General features: G+C 55.9%; 8 protein-coding genes and 10 pseudogenes. 14 read left to right on the forward strand and 4 right to left on the reverse strand.

Features of this window, described 5'->3' with window-relative positions:
* Positions 1-8: 8 nt before the first annotated feature.
* The 14 genes and pseudogenes from JCM15764_RS02015 (at position 9) to JCM15764_RS02075 (ending at position 16137) form a co-directional block, all read left to right on the forward strand.
* Positions 9-1532, forward strand: a pseudogene (locus tag JCM15764_RS02015) (UDP-N-acetylmuramoyl-L-alanyl-D-glutamate--2,6-diaminopimelate ligase).
* A 14-nt stretch (positions 1533-1546) separates the two neighbouring features.
* Positions 1547-2230: a UDP-N-acetylmuramoyl-tripeptide--D-alanyl-D-alanine ligase gene (locus JCM15764_RS29155; protein ID WP_439645244.1), complete on the forward strand. Its 684-nt coding sequence runs from the start codon at positions 1547-1549 to the stop codon at positions 2228-2230.
* An 8-nt stretch (positions 2231-2238) separates the two neighbouring features.
* On the forward strand, positions 2239-2952 hold the full coding sequence (locus JCM15764_RS29160) for a glutamate ligase domain-containing protein (RefSeq protein ID WP_439645245.1): 714 nt from the start codon (positions 2239-2241) through the stop codon (positions 2950-2952).
* A pseudogene (gene mraY, locus JCM15764_RS02025) lies at positions 2952-4026 on the forward strand (phospho-N-acetylmuramoyl-pentapeptide-transferase). The gene JCM15764_RS29160 and the pseudogene mraY overlap by 1 nt, the downstream one beginning before the upstream one ends.
* A 39-nt stretch (positions 4027-4065) precedes the next feature.
* Positions 4066-5426: pseudogene (gene murD, locus JCM15764_RS02030) on the forward strand (UDP-N-acetylmuramoyl-L-alanine--D-glutamate ligase).
* On the forward strand, positions 5423-6526 hold the full coding sequence (ftsW, locus tag JCM15764_RS02035) for a putative lipid II flippase FtsW (RefSeq protein ID WP_054692053.1): 1104 nt from the start codon (positions 5423-5425) through the stop codon (positions 6524-6526). Before murD ends, ftsW begins: the two are co-directional and overlap by 4 nt.
* On the forward strand, positions 6523-7623 hold the full coding sequence (gene murG, locus JCM15764_RS02040; RefSeq protein ID WP_054692055.1) for an undecaprenyldiphospho-muramoylpentapeptide beta-N-acetylglucosaminyltransferase: 1101 nt from the start codon (positions 6523-6525) through the stop codon (positions 7621-7623). The genes ftsW and murG overlap by 4 nt, the downstream gene beginning before the upstream one ends.
* Positions 7608-8984 (forward strand): UDP-N-acetylmuramate--L-alanine ligase, encoded by a 1377-nt coding sequence (gene murC / locus JCM15764_RS02045; protein ID WP_054692058.1) that lies wholly within the window; start codon positions 7608-7610, stop codon positions 8982-8984. The genes murG and murC overlap by 16 nt, the downstream gene beginning before the upstream one ends.
* Positions 8981-9891 (forward strand): annotated as a pseudogene (murB, locus tag JCM15764_RS02050) (UDP-N-acetylmuramate dehydrogenase). Before murC ends, murB begins: the two are co-directional and overlap by 4 nt.
* 19 nt (positions 9892-9910) lie before the next feature.
* Positions 9911-10835, forward strand: a pseudogene (locus JCM15764_RS02055) (D-alanine--D-alanine ligase).
* Positions 10836-10860: 25 nt separating this feature from the next.
* Positions 10861-11688 (forward strand): cell division protein FtsQ/DivIB, encoded by an 828-nt coding sequence (locus JCM15764_RS02060; protein ID WP_054692061.1) that lies wholly within the window; start codon positions 10861-10863, stop codon positions 11686-11688.
* A gap of 10 nt (positions 11689-11698) precedes the next feature.
* Positions 11699-12932, forward strand: a pseudogene (gene ftsA / locus JCM15764_RS02065) (cell division protein FtsA).
* 54 nt (positions 12933-12986) lie between these two features.
* Positions 12987-14136, forward strand: a pseudogene (gene ftsZ, locus JCM15764_RS02070) (cell division protein FtsZ).
* Positions 14137-14470: 334 nt separating this feature from the next.
* Positions 14471-16137: pseudogene (locus JCM15764_RS02075) on the forward strand (radical SAM protein).
* A gap of 48 nt (positions 16138-16185) precedes the next feature.
* Here the strand turns inward: JCM15764_RS02075 and JCM15764_RS02080 are convergent.
* The 4 genes and pseudogenes from JCM15764_RS02080 to clpB form a co-directional block, all read right to left on the reverse strand.
* The gene (locus JCM15764_RS02080) at positions 16186-16488 is read right to left on the reverse strand and encodes an outer membrane beta-barrel protein (protein ID WP_054692064.1); all 303 of its coding nucleotides are present in this window, start codon (positions 16486-16488) and stop codon (positions 16186-16188) included.
* The gene (locus tag JCM15764_RS02085; RefSeq protein ID WP_054692067.1) at positions 16485-16784 is read right to left on the reverse strand and encodes a hypothetical protein; all 300 of its coding nucleotides are present in this window, start codon (positions 16782-16784) and stop codon (positions 16485-16487) included. Before JCM15764_RS02085 ends, JCM15764_RS02080 begins: the two co-directional genes overlap by 4 nt.
* 148 nt (positions 16785-16932) lie before the next feature.
* Positions 16933-17588, reverse strand: a pseudogene (gene elbB / locus JCM15764_RS02090) (isoprenoid biosynthesis glyoxalase ElbB).
* Positions 17589-17683: 95 nt separating this feature from the next.
* A pseudogene (gene clpB / locus JCM15764_RS02095) lies at positions 17684-20277 on the reverse strand (ATP-dependent chaperone ClpB).
* Positions 20278-20449 lie beyond the last annotated feature (172 nt).

A 20449-nucleotide genomic window follows, 5' to 3' on the forward strand; every position in this document is an offset into this window, starting at 1 on the left:
GGTATCCCATGCGACTTTCACAACTTGTTAAATCTGCCGCGGTTCTTGATATGGTCGGCGATGTCGACCCTGATATAACCGGCCTGTTTTACGATTCCCGAAAGGTTCAGCCAGGCGGCTTGTTCTTCGCCCTGAAAGGGGTGGCAAGCGACGGCTATGCTTTTATTGAGGTAGCGGTAAAGGCCGGGGCAGCAGCAGTGGTCATCGAAGATGATCGGACTCCTGCCGGTGTTGCCTGGGTGAGGGTAGCGGACGGGCGGTTGGCGATGTCGCTGATGGCTGCCGCTTTTTATGGCAACCCCGCGTCAGGTTTGCCTGTTGTCGGTATCACCGGCACCAACGGCAAAACGACCACCACTTTTCTGCTGGAATCCATCTTCGAAAAAGGCGGTTTGCCGGCTGCCGTGCTTGGTACCGTCAATTATCGCTTTGGAGATCTGTCCATCCCGGCCCCAAACACGACTCCGGAGTCGGTGGACCTGCAGCAGACCCTGAGAAAGTTGGTCGATGCAGGCGCAAAAGGGATCGTCATGGAGGTTTCGTCCCATGCACTGCAGCAGCGTCGAATCGACGGCTGCTCTTTCGATGTGGGAGTCTTCACCAACCTGACCAGGGATCACCTGGACTACCATCTGGACATGGAATCCTATCTGCAGAGCAAAACGCGTCTTTTTTCCGAGCTTCTGGTCCCGGATGAGAAAAAGCCCGAGCGGCATGCGGTGATTAATACCGATGACGAATACGGCCGGCGCATAGCCAGGCGGCAGCATGCCCTGTGGTGACCTACGGCATTGAGAAAAGCGCAGACATCAATGCGAGAATGTGGAATTTTCCGTCAGCGGCATCAGCTGCACTCTGGCTACTCCAAAAGGCCGGATCGAGCTTCGGTCAATGCTTGTCGGCCGCTTCAATCTGTACAATATCATGGCTGCGGCGGGTGCGGGTGTTGCTCTGGGGTTGCCGCTCGAATCCATCAAGGAAGGGCTTGAGCATCATGGTCAGGTTCCGGGCAGATTGGAGAGGGTGGAGAATGCTCTGGGGGTGACGGTACTTGTGGATTATGCCCATACCGGCGACGCCCTGGAAAATGTTTTATTGACCATGACCGAGTTGAAGAAGGTAGAATCATCACCCTCTTTGGTTGTGGTGGCGACCGGGACAAGGGCAAACGTCCGATCATGGGCGAGATTGCCGGACGCTACAGCGATCTGAGCATCATTACCTCGGACAATCCTCGCACGGAAAATCCAGCGGAGATCATGGCCCAGGTTCGGGAAGGGATTGTCCGTCTCGGTATCCGCGAATATGCAGCCCATGAGGCAGCCACCTTCCAGGAGAAGGGTTTTGTCAGCATAGAACGGCGACAGGATGCCATCAATCTGGCGGTCAAGGCGGCGCGGCCGGGAGACATAGTACTGCTGGCGGGCAAGGGACATGAGGACTATCAGATCATCGGCAAAGAAAAATTCCATTTCGACGATCGGGAAGTGGCTGCTCAGGCCTGCCGGGAAAAAGCCGGCCAAAACCAGTAGCAGGAAAGGCGCAAATGCTCTCCATTGACGAAATAATCCAGGCTACTGGCGGGACACTGATCGGCAGTGGCGGCAAGATGGTGTCCGGTGTATCGACGGACTCACGCAGTGTGGTTGCCGGACAACTCTTCGTAGCCCTGAAGGGGGATCGCTTCGATGGCCATGAGTTCATTGAGACCGCTCTGGCGAAGGGGGTCAGGACATTTCTTGTGGCTGCGGATTCGATCGCTGCAAGAGCTCCCGCCGAAAAGGCCTCCTACATTGCAGTTACCGACACTCTCAGGGCGCTTGGTGATCTTGCTGCCGGCTACCGGAGGAAATTCAGCATTCCCCTGATTGGCATAACCGGCAGCAACGGCAAGACGACCACCAAGGAAATGCTGGCCACTATTCTCGGTCAGACTGGCCCGGGCCTAAAAACCAGCGGCAATCTCAACAACCTGATCGGGCTGCCGCTCATGCTCCTGCGTATGACCGGCCGCGACCGTTGGGCGGTACTGGAAATGGGGATGAGTGAACCGGGTGAGATCGACCGTCTGGCGGAGATAGCAGAACCCGGGGTCGGTATCATCACCAACGCCTTTACTGCCCACCTGGCAAGCATGGGCAGTGTGGAGGCTGTGGCAAAGGCCAAGGGGGAACTGTTTCAGAGGCTGAAAACGGGAGGCGTCGCCGTGTATAACGCCGATGACCCCTGATCTCGCGTTTGCCCACTGCTGCAGGTGTTAGCAGGCTTTCCTTCGGTCTGCGCGGGGCGGAGGTCAGTTCGGAAGGGATCAAAACGCTTGGCCTGGAAGGGGTCCATTTTACCCTTCGCCTGCCCGACGGCGAGATACCCGTGAAGATGAGGGCCTTCGGTCAGCACAATATTTATAATGCACTGGCTGCAGCAGCAGCTGCCCATGCCCTCGGGTTGGATCATCAGACCATACGCGCCGGGCTGGAGGAGTTCACCCCATATGACAAGCGCTTTCATGTGGAGCAGGTGGGGGACATCGTGCTTATTGATGACAGTTACAATGCCAATCCTGCATCCATCGCGGCTGCGTTGGTGACCTTGAAGGACATCCGCCAGCAGAACAGGGCCATAGCTGTGCTTGGCGACATGCTGGAATTGGGTAGCGGAGCGCCCGCTGCCCACCGGGAAGTGGGACTTCTTGCTGCAACATGCGTGGAGCGGTTGTATGTGATGGGAGAATACGCAGAGACGGTTGCCGCCGGCGCTGTTGATGGCGGCATGGGCGCAGATCATATCTGTGTTGCCGGAAGTCATGGTGAAATTGTCGAGGACCTGCGTCGGAAGGTGACGAAAGGGGATAATATCCTGGTCAAGGGCTCACGAGGTATGCATATGGAAAAAGTGGCCGAGGCGATCCGCAACGGTTTTTCCCTTGCCGATGAAAAGAAAGGAGTAGCCTGATGCTTTATCATCTGCTCTATCCCTTGGCCTCCGATTACAGATTATTCAATGTCTTCAAGTATCTGACCTTCAGAACCATCTATGCCATGATTACGGCGCTGGTGGTGGCGTTTATCCTCGGACCGTGGCTGATACGGAAGCTGGAGAAGCTGCAGGCCCGCCAGGTAATCCGCACCGACGGTCCCGAGTCTCACCTGAAAAAACAGGGAACCCCCACCATGGGGGAGTGTTGATATTGGCGGCCATCATCATACCGACCCTTCTTTGGGCGGATCTGACCAATGCCTTCGTCTGGCTGACCCTGTTCATCATCGGTGGCTACGGTGTGATCGGTTTCTTCGACGACTATAAGAAGGTGGTGGAGAAGAACCCGAAAGGGCTTTCTCCGCGGCAGAAAATGTTCTGGCAGATTCTCCTGGCCTCTGGAGTGGGGATATTTCTTTTCGTCATGCCCGGTTTTTCCAAGGAACTTTTCTTCCCATTTTTTAAAAGGCTTCACCCTGACTTGGGAATATTGTTCATCCCGTTCATCACTCTGGTGATCGTCGGTGCAAGTAATGCGGTGAACCTGACCGACGGCTGGATGGTCTGGCCATTGGTCCGGTTTCCATTAATGCGGCTACTTATCTGCTGTTTACCTATATTGCCGGTAACGCCAGGCTGTCTGGTTATCTGCAGATCCCATACGTGCCGGGATCGGGAGAACTTGCCGTGCTTTGCGGCGCCATGGTCGGGGCTGGTCTGGGATTTCTCTGGTACAACTCCTATCCGGCAGAGGTCTTCATGGGGGATGTGGGGTCCCTTTCCCTTGGGGGAGGGCTGGGAACGCTGGCGGTCATCACCAAGCAGGAGATTCTGCTGGTAATTGTCGGTGGTGTTTTTGTCACTGAAGCACTGTCGGTAATATTTCAGGTAGGCTCCTATAAGTACCGTGGCAAGAGGATTTTCCGCATGGCCCCTATTCATCACCACTTTGAACTGAAGGGGGTTGCAGAACCCAAGATAATAGTGCGTTTCTGGATTATCACCTTTATTCTGGCGCTGGTGGCAATTTCGACTTTGAAGATGCGCTGAAAGATTACTGCGCCAGTAATGGCGGCAGGGGAACAGGTTATGGAAATCAAAGGTAAGAAAATACTGGTGGTTGGTCTGGCCAGAACCGGCGTGGCAGTGGCAAGATTCCTGGCCTCCCGCGGAGCAAAGGTCACCGTTACCGATATGAAGGAAGAGTCGGAGCTTGCCGATTATCTCATGCAGTTGGAGGATCTTGACCTGAACCTTGAGCTGGGCCGTCATGACAAGCATACATTCCTCATGTCCGATCTCATCGTCGTCAGTCCGGGTGTCCCCATGGACATTTCTCCGCTGCTTATGGCGAAGGCACAGCGGAGGGTCGTGATCAGCGAAATAGAGCTGGCCGCTGCATTCATCAAGGCTCCCATGGTTGCCATTACTGGCACCAACGGCAAGACGACGACAACAACCCTTGCAGGGGAGATATTCAAGGCTTGCGGCGTTGAGACCTTTGTCGGCGGTAATATAGGCAATCCCCTGATTGAGTTGGTCACGTCTGGCAATGATGTGGCGCAGGTGGTAGTAGAACTGAGCTCATTTCAGTTGGAAGGAATTCAACGCTTCAGGCCGAAGGTAGCAGTGCTGCTAAATATCACTGAGGACCACCTGGACCGGTATGCCAGCTACCAGGATTACATCGATGCGAAACTCCGCATCTTTGAAAACCAGACAGTCGATGATTTCGCTGTTCTTAATGTGGATGATCCATTGGTGGCAGCCTGTGCCGCGACTGTTAAATCAAGGGTTTTCCCTTTCAGCCAGCGGAAGGAGTTGGCAGAAGGCATTTTCTGCAGCAAAGGCATTATCGTATACCGATGGCAAGGGAGCGAGCTGCGCTTTGATACGGCCGCCTTCAAACTGAAAGGGGTTCACAATATAGAGAATATCATGGCGGCACTGGCCAGCACCCTTTTGTCCGGGGCCGATCCGATCAAAGCTGGGCGCGCGGTAGAGTCCTTTAAAGGTCTGCGTCACCGGATGGAATTTATACGTGAAGTAGGCGGAGTTGCTACTATGAGGACAGCAAAGGAACCAACGTGGGGAGTGTAGTCAAGTCCCTTGAGAGCTTCGACAAAGGTATTACCCTTATCGCCGGCGGAAAGGACAAAGGGGGATCATATGCGCCCCTGGCAGATCTGGTGCGGGAGAGGGTAAAGCACCTTATCCTCATTGGTGAGGCCAAAGAAAGGATCGAAGCAGAGCTGGGAAACCTTACCGATACACACAAGGCAGCCACCCTGGAAGATGCCGTGGCAATAGCACATAGGTTGGCCAAGGCTGGGGAGGTTGTTCTTTTTTCTCCGGCCTGTTCCAGCTTCGACATGTTCAAAGATTATGCAGAGCGCGCTGAGCGGTTCAATGCTGCGGTGCGGGCCCTTGCCGGTGGAGATTGCCGATGAAGAGGCTTGAGGGATACGACATGATCATTTTGCTGCTGGTGGTAATGCTCACCTGCTTCGGAATCGTCATGGTCTATTCCGCTTCCTCGGTGATGGCGGCAAAGAAATACAACGATGGTTTCTATTTTTTGAAGCGGCAGGGGCTTTATGCCATTCTGGGGTTCGGTGCCATGGCCTTTGCCATGCAGGTCGACTACCACCATTGGCGTCGCTTTGCCGTGCCTCTGCTGCTGGCCTGCCTGGGGCTGCTCATTCTGGTCTTCATCCCTGGTATCGGCGGTACGGCAAAGGGTGCATCAAGATGGATTCGCCTGCCGGGCTTCAACTTTCAGCCTTCCGAAATGGCCAAGGTGGCGCTGATAATTTACATGGCTTATTCTCTGGACAAAAAGCAGGAGAAGCTGAAGGAATTCATGGCCGGCTTTCTGCCGTACATGGTCATTCTGGCCGTCCTGCTGGCGATACTCTTGAAGCAGCATGACATGGGAGCTGCACTGACCATGGGTGCCGTTGCCCTCGCCATGCTGTTTGCAGCCGGGACACGACCCCGGTATATATTCGGCATGGGAGTGCTGGCGGCCCCCTTTGTCTGTTATCTGGTGGTGACCGAAGCATACCGGATGCGGCGCATCACCGCCTTTCTCGATCCCTGGCAGGACCCTACCAACTCCGGCTTCCAGATCATACAGTCCTGGATCGCTTTCGGTACGGGGGGGATTTTGGGGCAGGGACTTGGCGAAGGAAAGCAGAAGCTGTTCTATCTGCCCGAGGCCCACACCGACTTTATTCTTTCAGTGGTTGGTGAGGAACTTGGTTTTATCGGCGTCATGGTCATTGCGGCCATGTTTCTGGTTCTGCTTCAGCGTAGCATCCGGGTAGCAATCGGCGCCGAGGACAGCTTCGGGCGGTACCTCGCATTCGGAATTGCCGTGCTGGTAGGTCTAGAAGCATTCATCAACATGGGGGTGGTGACCGGCCTGCTGCCGACAAAGGGGCTGGCGTTGCCATTCATCAGTTACGGGGGCAGTTCGTTGATTATCAGCCTTTTTGCCGTTGGCCTGTTGCTCAACGTCTCGTCTAAGGCAAGGGGGCTGTCATGAGACTGATCGTTGCCGGGGGCGGGACGGGGGGGCATCTTTTCCCCGGCATTGCCGTTGCCGAAGAATTCCTGGCGAGAAACAGCGCCAACGAGGTGCTCTTCATCGGCACCGAAAGGGGAATTGAAGCAAGGCTGCTGCCAAAGCTGGGCTACCGGCTGGAGTGCATTTCCGCCAGCGGAATCAAGGGGCAAAGCCCACTTACCAAGGTGAAGAGTGCGGCACTGCTGCTTTACGGTTACTCCCAGTCGCGAAAGATCCTCAAGGAGTTCCGGCCGGATGTGGTGCTCGGCGTAGGTGGTTATGCATCGGCCCCGGTGGTGCTTTCTGCCCGCGGCTTGCAGATCAGGCGATTCATCCACGAACAGAATGCCATACCAGGCCTAACCAACAAGGTGCTGGCACGGATCGCCGACAAGGTCTTCATCTCCATCGAGGAGTCAAGGAAATTTTTTCCGGAAGACAGGACGATGCTGACGGGAAATCCGCTGCGTAAAGAAATTTTGTGGAATGTGCAGCAGGGGAAAACAGCACCGAAGGATGGCCGGCTGAGACTGCTGGTTTTTGGCGGCAGCGCCGGCGCACACCGGATCAACACCGCCATGGTCGAAGCCTTGCCCCACCTGGCAAAAGTAAAGGAGCACCTTCTCATAACCCATCAGACCGGGGAGAAGGACCATGGGGAAATGAAAAAAGCTTATGGGGCGGCAGGCTTCAATGCAGAGGTTACTCCTTTCATCGACAACATGGCGGCGGCGTACGCAGCTGCTGACTTTATCGTCTGTCGGGCCGGCGCAACGACCCTTGCCGAAGTGGCGGTGAGCGGCAAGGCCTGTATTTTCATTCCCTATCCCTATGCGGCCGATGACCACCAGCGGCGGAATGCAGAGGCCCTGCTGAAAGAGGATGCAGGCTTCATGATTCTGGAACGTGAGCTGACGGGGGACACCCTGGCCGGGCAGATTATCAGGCTGATGCAGGAGCCGGAACTTGTTGAAAAAACGGCGGCAAATATCCGTAAATTCGGTCAACTTGATGCCGCCCAAGTGATAGTGGACGAGATGACCGGTAAACAGGAGCCCTTGTGTACGGAAAAATAGAAAGAATCCATTTTGTCGGCATCGGCGGCATCGGCATGAGCGGTATTGCCGAGGTGCTGCTCAACCTGGGATACAAGGTGTCCGGTTCCGACCTGAGAAAGTCGGAGATCACGGAACGCCTGGAGCAGCTGGGGGGGGAAATCCACCTGGGTCACACCGGCAGTAATGTTGAGCGTGCCGATGTCGTGGTCATTTCCAGCGCCGTCCACGACGATAATCCAGAGGTGATCGAGGCTAGAGAGCGGCTGATCCCGGTGATACCACGAGCAGAAATGCTCGCCGAACTGATGCGGATGAAGTACGGCATTGCCATTGCCGGCACTCACGGCAAAACGACCACCACCTCCATGGTGGCAACCATTCTGGCAACGGGTGGAATCGATCCGACCATTGTCATCGGCGGCAGGCTGAATTCCATCGGCACCAACGCCCGTCTTGGTCAGGGGAAATTCCTGGTGGCCGAAGCCGACGAATCTGACGGCTCCTTTCTCAAGCTTTCCCCGACCATAGCCGTAGTAACCAATATCGATGCGGACCATCTGGATTTTTACAGCGGTATCGAGGAGATCAAGGATACCTTCGTCGAGTTTATCAACAAGATTCCCTTCTATGGCCTTGCCGTGCTCTGCCTGGATAACGGCAACGTTGCCGACATTATTCCCCAGGTGAAGAAGCGGTTCACCACCTATGGTTTGACGGCCCAGGCAGATTTTCGCGCCACCGAGATCCGCCATGAAGGCTTCACCACCTCCTTCGTCGCCCATTATAAGGGACAGAAGTTGGGGGAAATAAGCTTCAACATGCCCGGCGCCCACAACGTACTTAACGCCCTGGCGACCATTGCCGTTGCCACTGAGCTGGATATGCGCTTCGAAGATATTCAGGCCGGCTTCAAAAGCTTCGGCGGAGTGGGACGCCGCTTTCAGGTCAAGGGGGAAGTGAACGGCATCATGGTTGTGGATGATTACGGACACCATCCCACTGAGATCAAGGCAACCCTGGCGGCTGCAAAGGGGGGCTGGGACCGGCGCCTGGTGGTGGTGTTCCAGCCACACCGTTACACACGCACCAAGGAGCTGTTCGAAGAATTCGTCAAAGCTTTTTACGATGCCGACATTCTGATTCTGACCGATATCTATCCTGCCGGAGAACAACCCATCGAAGGGGTTACGGCGGAAGCACTGTCTGCAAGGATCAAACGCCATGGTCAGCGAGAGGTGACCTTCGTTGCCGATCGTAACAAGGTCTGCGACCATCTTTTAAGCATCGTCAAGGAAGGGGATATAGTCCTCACCCTCGGTGCAGGCAACATTCTCCAGGCCGGCGAACAGCTGGTGGAAAAGCTCAGGGAAGCTCCTTGACAGTGGATACGCTTGCACGCCTCTGTACCGCCGTACGGGGCAGGGTGCTGGTGAATGAGCCCCTGGCGGGGCACACCTCATTGAAGGTGGGGGGCCGGCCGACTACTTTGCCATTCCGGCCGATCTGGCCGATCTGGAAGAACTTATCAAGGTTGTGCGGAGCTTGTCTCTGCCATATTTCATCATCGGCGGTGGTTTCAACGTGCTGGTCGGTGACGGGGGCTTCAGGGGGGTCGCCATATCCCTCAAGGAACTGAACGGCATGGAGAGCCCCTCCCGTGGCCGGATCCGTGCAGAGGCAGGGGCTACCAATCAGCATCTGGTGAATTACGCCACGGACAAGGAGCTTACCGGCTTGGAGTTTCTCAGCTGCATTCCGGGAACCGTAGGCGGGGCGCTCAGCGTAAATGCCGGAGCCCACGGCCGGTCGATGATGGAGCAGGTGGAGACCCTGATAACTATGAGGGATGGCCGGATCTGTGAAAATGAAGGCCGGAAACGGAACTTCGGTTACAGGTACCTTGAGTTGGAGGCGGGAGAGATCGTTGTGGCAGCGGTTTTCAGCCTGAGCGAAGGGAAGGCGGAGGCCATTGGGGAAAAGCTGGAAAGCTATCGCCGCCATCGCCTGGAAAGTCAGAAGATCGGTTATCCCAATGCCGGCTCATTTTTCAAAAACCCGGAAGGCCGGCAGGCATGGCGTTTGATAGACGAGGCAGGTTTCAGAGGCTTCCAGGTGGGAGGAGCCCTGGTTTCCCAGATCCACACCAACTTTCTGGTCAACAGGGGTGGGGCGAGTGCGGCAGATTTCATCACCCTGGCTGGGATGATCAAGCAAAAGGTCCTTGAACGGAACGGGATCGTTCTCCAGGAGGAAGTGCGTATCCTGGGTGAATTTGAGCAGAAATAAGTCGTGAGGATAGGTGGCCATGACCAGTTCAGATAACAAAAAAATCGGCGTATTGATGGGAGGACTTTCGGCGGAGCGCGAGGTTTCCCTGAAGAGCGGCGCAGCGTGTTGAAAGCGCTTGTGGGGCTCGGCTACAATGCAGTTGGCATTGACGTTGACCGCAACGTGGCAACTAAGATCGCAGCGGAAGGCATTGATGCCGCCTTTATCGCCCTCCATGGCCGATATGGTGAAGATGGCGCTATACAGGGCCTGCTGGAATTGATGGCCATCCCCTATACCGGCTCGGGTGTGTTGGCCAGTGCCCTGGCCATGAACAAGATATTTGCCAAACAGGCCTTCCAGGCAGCAGGGCTGACCGTTGCCCCTTACCGGGTGGTTTGCCGGGGCGAAGTATTCGATGCCAAAACCCTTACCTTCCCGTTCCCGGTGGTGGTAAAGCCCTCCCAGGAGGTTCTTCGGTCGGCGTCAGCATTGTCAGGCAGGAATCGGAACTTGAGGCTGCAATGCAGGATGCCTTCAAATACGACCGGGAAATACTCATCGAGCAGTTCATCAAGGGCAGCGAAGTCCAGGTGGGAATATTGGAAGACAAGGCCCTGGGTGCCATTGAGATTGTGCCGAAAAAGGAATTTTACGACTTTGAAGCAAAGTACTCACCGGGGATGGCCGAGCATATCCTGCCGGCAAGACTCCCTGCCGATATATATGAAAAGGTACTGCGCGCGGGGGAAGAAGGTCACCGTGCCTTGGGCTGCAGCGGATACAGCAGGGTGGACTTCCTGGTAACAGCCGAGGGGCTTTGTTACATCCTTGAGGTCAACACATTGCCCGGAATGACCGACCTCAGCCTGCTGCCGGAGATAGCCCGCGGCTCTGGAATAGAGTTCGGGGAATTGGTGGAGAGGCTGATTTCAGCTGCCACATTAAAAATAGCACAATAAATATAAACCATCGACTGACGTGACCATGCGCGATCTTCATAAAAAAAAACCACGGCCGGTTACGCAAAACCGGCTGAAAAAGCCGCCCAAGACGCGCAAGCCGATTAACTATCGTGGCATCCTTAAAAAAACAGCCAAGGTAGTGGGGGGAGCAGCACTGATTTCCGCGGTTGGATGTGCAGGATATGGCATCTACCGGATCATTGCCGGCACGACCTTTTTCAAGCTGGAGCGGATCGAGGTTAGCGAGCTGAAGACCCTCAAGCGCCAGGAAATCATCGACCTGGCCGGGGTAAGGGAGGGGGACGGGATGTTCGGCCTCAGGCTGCGCAGCATCGGCGAACAGATCGGAAAAAATCCCTGGGTTTCACGGGTAGAGGTCAGGCGCTACCTGCCCAATACCCTCTCCATTCAGATAGCGGAGCGCCAGCCGGTGGCGGTGATCAACATGGGGTACCTCTATTATCTGGATGCTAATGGTGATGTTTTCAAGCCGCTTACCGAGGGGGACCAGCTGGATTACCCGGTAATCACCGGTATCAGTGAAGAAGACATTGCCAGGGATCCGGCCGGATCGAAAGGGGCGCTCAAGGAGGTCCTGGAGTTGATTGCACATCTCAAGTCCCGCGCCGAATTCAAACTGGACGAGGTTTCAGAGATTCATTACGACAAGGGATATGGCGTTACATTGTTCACCGCAGCGGCAGGTGTACCTGTGAAGCTGGGGAGTGGCGATTACAACCGGAAACTGGATCGTCTTGCCAGGATATATAAGGAGCTGCAGGCCCAGATATCTGTTCTGGAATATATTGATCTCGATTACAGCGATAAGATCATAGTGAAAAAGGTTTAAAGGGGGGTGTATGTCGGCTAGAAGGGATAATCTCATTGTAGGGCTGGATATCGGCACCACCAAGATCTGTGCCATTGTCGGCAATCTTACCGAAGAGGGGATAGACATCGTCGGCATCGGTACCAGCTTCGCGGGGTCTGCGCAAGGGTGTCGTGATCAATATCGAGAGCACGGTGGCTTCCATCAGGAAAGCGGTGGAGGAAGCCGAGCTCATGGCCGGCTGTGAGATAAAATCTGTCTATGCCGGCATTGCCGGCGGCCACATCAAGGGGTTCAACTCCCAGGGTGTGATTGCCATCAAGAATCGCGAGGTTTGCGCCGAAGATGTAAAAAGGGTCATCGACGCGGCCAAGGCCATCGCCATCCCCATGGACCGGGAAGTGATCCACATTCTCCCTCAGGAGTTCATTATCGACGACCAGGACGGCATTCGCGAGCCGCTGGGCATGAGTGGTGTCAGGCTGGAGGCCAAGGTTCATATCGTCACCGGAGCCGTTGCCAGTGCCCAGAACATCATCAAATCCTGCAATCGTGCCGGCCTGGATGTGGCGGATATCGTGCTGGAGCAGCTGGCCTCTTCGGAGGCGGTCCTGTCGGCAGATGAGAAGGAATTGGGTGTGGCTCTCATCGATGTGGGGGGTGGGACAACAGACATTGCCATTTTCGTCGACGGCGCCATCAAGCATACCTCCGTGCTCTCCCTTGGCGGCAACCACCTGACCAACGATATCGCCGTGGGGCTGAGAACCCCCATGGCAGAGGCGGAAAAGATCAAGCAGAAGTATGGCTGCTGTCTCGCCTCCCTGGTGGGCAAGGATGAAACCATCGAAGTTCCCAGCGTTGGCGGCAGGAAACCTCGGGTGCTTTCCCGTCAGCTTTTGGCGGAAATTCTGGAGCCTCGTGTGGAGGAAATCTTCACCCTGGTCAACCGTGAGATCGTCAAGTCAGGTTATGAGGACATGATTGCCTCCGGGGTGGTGATAACCGGTGGAAGCACCATACTGGAAGGGATGCCGGAGCTTGCCGAGCAGGTTTTCAACCTGCCGGTGAGAAGGGGCCTGCCTCAGCGGATCGGCGGTCTGGTGGATGTTGTAAATTCGCCGGCCTACGCCACAGGCGTTGGACTCGTGGTATACGGCAGCAAAAATGTGGGGGTTCACGAATTTCCGTCGGCCCAGAGCGAAGAAAGCATCTTCCGCAAGGTGAGCGGCAGGATGAAGGAATGGTTCAGCGAGTTTTTCTGATGAATATAGTTCATGTGCAGGTCTAAACATACAACACAGCAAAAGGGGGGGAAGATGTTCGAATTTGACGAGAGTATTGACCAGACGGCGAAAATCAAGGTGATCGGGGTAGGGGGAAGCGGCGGCAACGCCGTAAATACCATGATCAACAGCAACGTGGGGGGCGTTGACTTCATTGTTGCCAACACCGATGCCCAGGCATTGCGTAACTCGAAGGCACCGCTGAAAATCCAGATCGGCGGCCAGCTGACCAAAGGGCTCGGGGCCGGAGCCAACCCCACCGTAGGGAGAGAAGCTGCCCTGGAGGATCGGGAAAAGCTGCTGGAATCCCTGAAGGGCGCAGACATGATCTTCATTGCTGCCGGCATGGGAGGCGGTACCGGTACCGGTGCAGCGCCTGTCATTGCCGAAGTGGCAAGGGAGGTGGGGGCGCTTACAGTCGGAGTCGTCACCAACCTTTCAGTCGCGAAGGGCGCCAGCGTCTGGCCAAAGGGGAAGACGGGATCAAGGAGCTGAAGAAGCATGTGGACTCTCTGATCGTCATTCCCAACGACCGTTTGCTGGGACTGGCCGGTAAATCAATGTCCATCCTCGACGCCTTCAAGCCTTCCGACGACGTGCTGCGCCAGGCTGTGCAGGGCATTTCCGACCTGATCACCACCTCAGGCCTGATCAACGTCGACTTCGCCGATGTGAAGGCAATCATGAGCGAGCGCGGCATGGCCATGATGGGGATCGGCATGGGCTCCGGCGAAAATCGCGCCGTTGACGCTGCTACCAGGCAATCTCCAGCCCGCTGCTGGAGGATATCGACATCTCCGGGGCTAAAGGGGTGCTGGTGAACATTTCCGGCTCCAGTGCCATGACCATGGACGAGTTCGATGCAGCAAGCCGTATCATCCACGAGAAGGTGCATGAGGACGCCAATATCATCGTCGGTCTGGTAATCGATGAGGACCTGGGCGATGTGATCAAGGTAACGGCTATCGCCACCGGGTTCGGTGACCGCTTCGACGTGGAAAAGACCCGTCAGGAGCTGAAAAGCGTGGCACCCGTGGTACGAAACGAGATAAACCGGGAGATTCCGACCTTTATCAGGGAAAAACAGCAGCAGCGTGAGACCTTTTCCCGGCAGCGGAGCTTTATGATGGATGATGAGGAGCAGTATGACATCCCCACCTTCCTCCGCAAATCGGTCGACTAAGGAAAGCGCCTTTTCCGCCAGGGCTGCGTAAGTCTTCGGGTTCGCTTGTGCGGCGTGGCGCTGCCACGCCTCCGCGCTCCCCCTCGACAGCCTTGCCCTGACGAAAAAATCGCTTTCCTCCTGTATTGCATGAGCATTTGCAGGACGCAGAATCGTTTTTGCGGCTATGGCGGTTAAAAAGCTGCAATTCAGTGTGATGATTTCATGTCAACCGCCGGTGGTGGCCCCCCCGCCACCGGCAGGGAGTTTAGTTCCCCGGCCCCATTACTTCCCCTCCATGGGGGCCGGGTCTTTTTCCCTTTCAAACTGTCCCTCGAAGTGCTAACTTTTCGGAATGTCCTGGAAGATCATCGAGAAATACCGTAAAATCCTTGCCTGCGAGGATGGGATACCAATAAAGAAGTCGGTGGCCGGCCTCAGGTTCTGCCTGGTCTATCCCAACCGCTACCATGCCGCCATGAGCAATCTGGCTTTCAGGCGGTCCATTCCATTCTCAATGGTTACCCTGATGTCCTCTGCGAACGGGCCTTTCTTCCAGACCGGGAAGACCTGGAAGAGTACGCGAAATCGGGTACCCGCCTCCTTTCCCTTGAATCCCAGCGGCCGGTTGCCGAGTTCGATGTCATTGCCTTCTCTGTCTCCTTCGAAAGCGATTACCTGAACCTGCCCGTCATTTTCAAGCTTGCAGGCATGCCTTCCTGTGCCGCGGAGCGTGATTCCTCCATGCCTCTTGTCATGGCCGGCGGCGCGGCTCTTTTTCTCAATCCTGAGCCAGTTGCGGATTTTATGGATTTCATTTGCGTCGGTGAGGCTGAAACCCTTCTGCCTGCCCTGCTACGGGTTCTGACCGTGGACGAGCAGATCGTCCGACGGGAACTCCTGGCGCGTTGTGCCGTGGTGCCGGGAGTCTATGTCCCCTCCTTTTACCAGATCACCTATGCCGGTGCAGGCATCGCTTCGCGCATCACTCTTGATCCCGCCCCGCCGACGGTTCAACGTCTTTGGGACGGGGACCGCAATGGGGCACCCACTGTTTCGACCATCCTCACCGAAAATACGGAGTTTTCCCATATGTACCTGGTTGAGGTTGCCCGCGGCTGCCCGCGTGGCTGCAGGTTCTGCGCCGCCGGCTTCATCTATCTTCCCTATCGCCAGAGGAGCATGGAATCAGTTATGGAAGAGGTGAGGAAAGGGCTGCAGAAAAAGAAAAAGATTGGGCTGGTGGGCGCCGCCGTCTCCGACTTCAAGGGAATCGGCGAGCTGTCCAGATTCATCGTCCAGCAGGGGGGGAAAGTATCTGTCGCTTCCCTGCGTATCGACTGTCTTGACGAACAGCTGGTGGATTCATTGAAGGTGAGCGGCCACAAGACGGTGGCGCTGGCCCCGGAAGGGGGTTCCCAGCGTCTGCGGGACCTGATCAAAAAGAATATCGACGAAGAGCAGATACTGTCTGCCTGCGACCTGCTCATCGGCAAGGACATGCTCAACCTGAAACTGTACTTCATCATCGGCCTTCCCACTGAAACCATGGCCGATCTGGATGAGATGATCGCCCTAGTGGCCAAGGTGCGTGACAGGGTCATTGACGCGGCACGTAAAAACAAAAGGCTGGGTGAGGTGCTGCTCTCGGTTAATCCGTTCATTCCAAAGCCCTTTACCCCCTTCCAGTGGTGCGGCATGGAAGATCTGAAGAGCCTTGAGAAAAAGGTCAGATACCTGCAGAAGGGGCTCGGTGGCCTGTCAAACGTGAGGATGCAGATGGAGGGATTGAAGGATGCCTATCTGCAGGCGCTGCTGTCCCGGGGAGACCGCCGTCTGGCGCCTCTCATCCTGCAGGCGGGGGAAAAGGGTTGGAAAAAGGCCGCCAGAGAATTGAAGATCGACACCGATTCCTGGGTCAGGCGAGACATTTCCCTCGATGAGGTCTTACCCTGGGATTTCATTGACAGTGGCGACAAGGAAAAGCTGGTGAGTGAATACCGGAAGGCGTTTTCTGCTTGAATGAAACCACGGCAGCTGTTGAGGCTGCCGTGGTCGAGTGTGAGGCAATCAGTTGAAGAACAGGCGCAAACCGACAGTTGTGGAGATATTGGAAGGATCGTAATCCCCCACCTTGGTTCCCAAACGGTTTACATCAGCGTCAAAGGCGCCGAGTCCTTTCAATTCGGCGGTAAAGGCGAGATTCCTGCTGACGAAGAAATCGACACCGGCGGTCAGATGTAACCCCAGCACCGTATCCACCTGCAGGTCATCAAGGTCCGGAATCAAGACGTCCAACCCTCCCCCCAGGTATGGAACCACATCATTTCTGTCGTTAAAACGGTACTGGGCACCCATGGAAACATCATTCATGCTGGCCCGGCGGCTCTTGTCCGACCAGCCTTGGTGTGGAACAGGGAGTGGTCCACATTCAGCTCCAGTGCCACATGGTCGTCAACGCCGTAGAACAGCCCGCCGCCCCCCACGAAGCCGGGATCAGTCTCGACGACCAGCTTTCCATCCTGATGGTTCCTCTCGCTCTCTGCCGGGAAAATGGCCCCCAATCTCCCGGTAATACCGAACTTTCCGCGCAGGTTTTCCGCCATGGCGTTGCTGCCTGTCAGCATGGCCACCAGTGCAATGGCCGTGATCAACAAACTCTTTCTCATTGTTTTTCCCTCCTGAAAAAATAGGTAGCGGCATGTTAATTGAAAATTAAAAAGCAGCAAGGAGAAAGTGCGGTTGTGCAGAAATGAAAAAAGGGACCGAAGCGGTCCCTTGGCGAGATGAGTTCACTGGAAGATTGTGTCAGTTCTTTTATATGAGATCGATTACAGCCTTTACAGCCTTTTCAATGCCCGTTGCCGTCTCGGAGATATTGCCGGCCAGCATGTAGGCGGGTGTGGAGACGATCTTGTTCTTCCTGTCTATGACAAACTCGGTTACGGGGCAGTCCACGTGCCGGCTGCCGGTCTGGTTGATGGCAGAAGCGGTGCCGGCATCATTGCCGATGGTCAGCTCCGGAGCGTATTCCTTACCGAGAGTGGCGGCGATCAGGCAGGTGCGATGCAGATGGCAAGAATGGGTTTCTTTGCCGCCGCCACTTCCTTGAGCAGCCTGGCCACGTCGGGCTGAATGGTGGCGGCAGCCCCTTTTTCGGCGAAATTGCACAGGTTCTTGGCGGCACCGTATCCGCCGGGGAAGACGAGGGCATCAAGTTCGGCAGCTTTCACTTCTTTTATGTCCCTGATGTTGCCACGGGCGATGCGAGCAGCTTCCACAAGGGCATTCCGCTTGCCGCCGGTTTCCTGCATGGTCAGATGGTTTGTCTCGGGATAATCTTCATTGGGTGCCATGCAGATGGCTTCCCCGTTGTTCCTGTCGATGGCCAGCAGGGCCAGAACTGCCTCGTGGATTTCGCTGCCGTCGCGCACCCCGCATCCTGAAAGCACCACGCCGATTTTCTTTCTCATGACTTGTCCCTCCGCAACGGTTATTTCCATTTAAATAGAACGCTATTTTAACCAACTTTGTCATTTTGGCAACCCTCTTTTTGCCGGATTCACCGCTATTTCTTCTTGATTACCAGGCTGTCCCCATCCATGGCCACATCAACCACTATGGTGCTCCCCTCCTGGAATTTCCCCTGCAAGAGCATGAGCGCCAGCGGATCCTGTACCTTCTTCTGCAGGGTGCGTTTCAACGGACGGGCACCATAAGCCGGGTCATAACCTTCCCTGGCCAGGTACTCGCTTGCCCTGGCTGTTATCTCCAGCCCCAGATTGCGCTCGGCCAGGCGATTTTGCAGCCCCTTGATCTGGAGCGACACGATGTGTTTGATCTGCTCCAGGGGCAGGGAGTGGTAGATAATTATCTCGTCAATGCGGTTGAGAAACTCCGGCTTGAAATTTTCCTTCAGGGTTTCCATGACCATGGCGCGCATCTTTGGGTAGTCGCCGCTGCCGTACTGCTGTATGAACTGGGAACCCAGGTTGCTGGTCATGATGATTACCGTATTGCGGAAATCGACGGTGCGACCCTGGCCGTCGGTGAGACGGCCGTCGTCCAGCACCTGCAGCAGGATATTGAACACATCCGAGTGGGCCTTCTCGATCTCGTCGAACAGGACAATGCTGTAAGGACGGCGGCGGATGGCCTCGGTCAGCTGTCCCCCCTCTTCATAGCCCACATAACCGGGAGGTGCACCGATAAGTCGAGCTACCGTATGCCTTTCCTGATACTCGCTCATGTCGATGCGAACGATGGCCTGGTCATCGTCAAAGAGAAATTCTGCCAATGCCCGGGCCGTTTCGGTTTTGCCGACGCCGGTGGGCCCAAGGAAGATAAAGGAACCGATCGGCCGGTTCGGGTCGGAAAGTCCGGATCTGGAGCGCCGCACCGCATTGGCTACCAGTTCCAGGGCCTCATCCTGGCCAACGACCCTCCCTTTCAGGCGCTCTTCCATCCTGACCAGTTTTTCCGATTCGGTCTCCAGCATGCGGTTCACCGGGATACCGGTCCATTTGGCGACAATTTCCGCCACCATGTCCCCGTCCACCTCCTCGGGAAGCATCTTCCCTTCTTTCTGTTTCTGCAGCAGTTCATTGCTCTTATCGGCAATATCCTTCTCGATGGCAGGAATCTCCCCATAGCGGAGTTTGGCGGTTAATGCCAGATCACCTTCACGCTCACTCTTCTTTGCCTGTTCCTTTTTCTCTTCCAACTGCTTTTTCAGATCGCTGATGCTCGTCAGCAGGGATTTTTCCTGCTGCCATTGGCTCTTCAGCGTAGCAGAACTGCTGCGCAGTTCTTCAAGTTCGTCGGATATTTTTCTCAGTCGCTCTTTAGCATGGGGGTCCTGTTCCCGGAGCAGGGCCTGTTTTTCGATCTCCAGCTGGATGACCTTACGTTCCACCTCGTCGATTTCGGTGGGCATGGAATCGATCTCGATGCGCAGGCGGGAGGCTGCCTCATCGATGAGGTCGATGGCCTTGTCCGGCAGAAAGCGGTCGGTGATATATCTGTCCGAGAGGGTGGCCGCGGCGATGATGGCGCTGTCCTTGATGCGGACGCTGTGATAGTTCTCGTATCGCTCCTTGAGGCCGCGCAGAATGGCGATGGTGTCCTCGACACTGGGCTCTCCGGCATAGACCTGCTGAAACCGGCGTTCCAACGCCGCATCCTTTTCAATGTGCTTCCGGTATTCATTGAGGGTTGTGGCGCCGATGCAGTGCAGCTCGCCGCGGGCCAGGGCGGGCTTGAGCATGTTTGAGGCATCCATGGCCCCTTCGGCTGCCCCTGCCCCGACCAGGGTATGCAACTCGTCGATGAAGAGGATGATCTTGCCTTCTGCTTTCTCCACCTCCTTGATCACCGCCTTGAGCCGGTCTTCAAACTCCCCCCGGTACTTGGCGCCCGCAATCAGTGCCCCCATGTCCAAACCCACCAGCTTCTTGTCCCGCAGGGTTTCCGGCACATCGCCTGAAATAATGCGCTGGGCCAGCCCTTCGACGATGGCGGTTTTTCCCACCCCGGGCTCGCCAATCAGGACCGGGTTGTTCTTGGTTCGCCGCGACAGGACCTGGATAACCCTGCGTATCTCGTCGTCCCTGCCGATTACCGGGTCAAGCTTGCCCCGCCGGGCCAGGTCGGTAAGGTCTCTGGCGTATTTGGTCAGCGCCTGGTACTTGTCTTCGGGGGCCTGATCGGTCACCTTTTCATCCCCCCGGATATCCTTCAGTGCGGCGAGAATCCCGTCGCGGGTAACGCCGCTTTCTCCGAGAATCCTGGCAACCGTGCTTCCCTTTTCTCCCACCAGTGCCAAGAGCAGGTGTTCGGTGGAGACAAAGGCATCCTTCATGGTATCGGCTTCCTTCTGGGCTGCATCCAACACATGATTCAGTGCCGGTGAGAGGAAAACCTGCATGGTGGCCCCGCTCGCCTGGGGCAGCTTGCGCAGGGTCTCGGCCAGCCGTTCGTTAACCAGGTTAGGGGTGACCCCCATCTTTTGCAGGATTGAGCCGTCAGCCCCCCTTCCTGTCCCAGCATGGCCGAAAGCAGGTGCTCCGGCTCTATTGCACTGTTGCCGTGCTGTGTTGCTGCTTCCTGGGCCTGAGACAAGGCTTCCTGGGTCTTTATAGTCATTTTTTCCGGCCTGATCATGGACAACTCCTTCTAAGATATCATAATTGAATGATAAGTACGGACCTACCCCCTGTCAAGGCAAGCCCGACTGTTCATCTTTTGCCAGGCTGTTCAAAAGTTGAAACAGCCTGCAGGCAGGGGGTGCCACGGGTGAACCTTCCCCTGTTCAGGAATAGTTCACCCATGTTAA

The sequence above is a fragment of the Geotalea toluenoxydans JCM 15764 genome (genome assembly GCF_001311985.1).
GTDB lineage: Bacteria > Desulfobacterota > Desulfuromonadia > Geobacterales > Geobacteraceae > Geotalea > Geotalea toluenoxydans.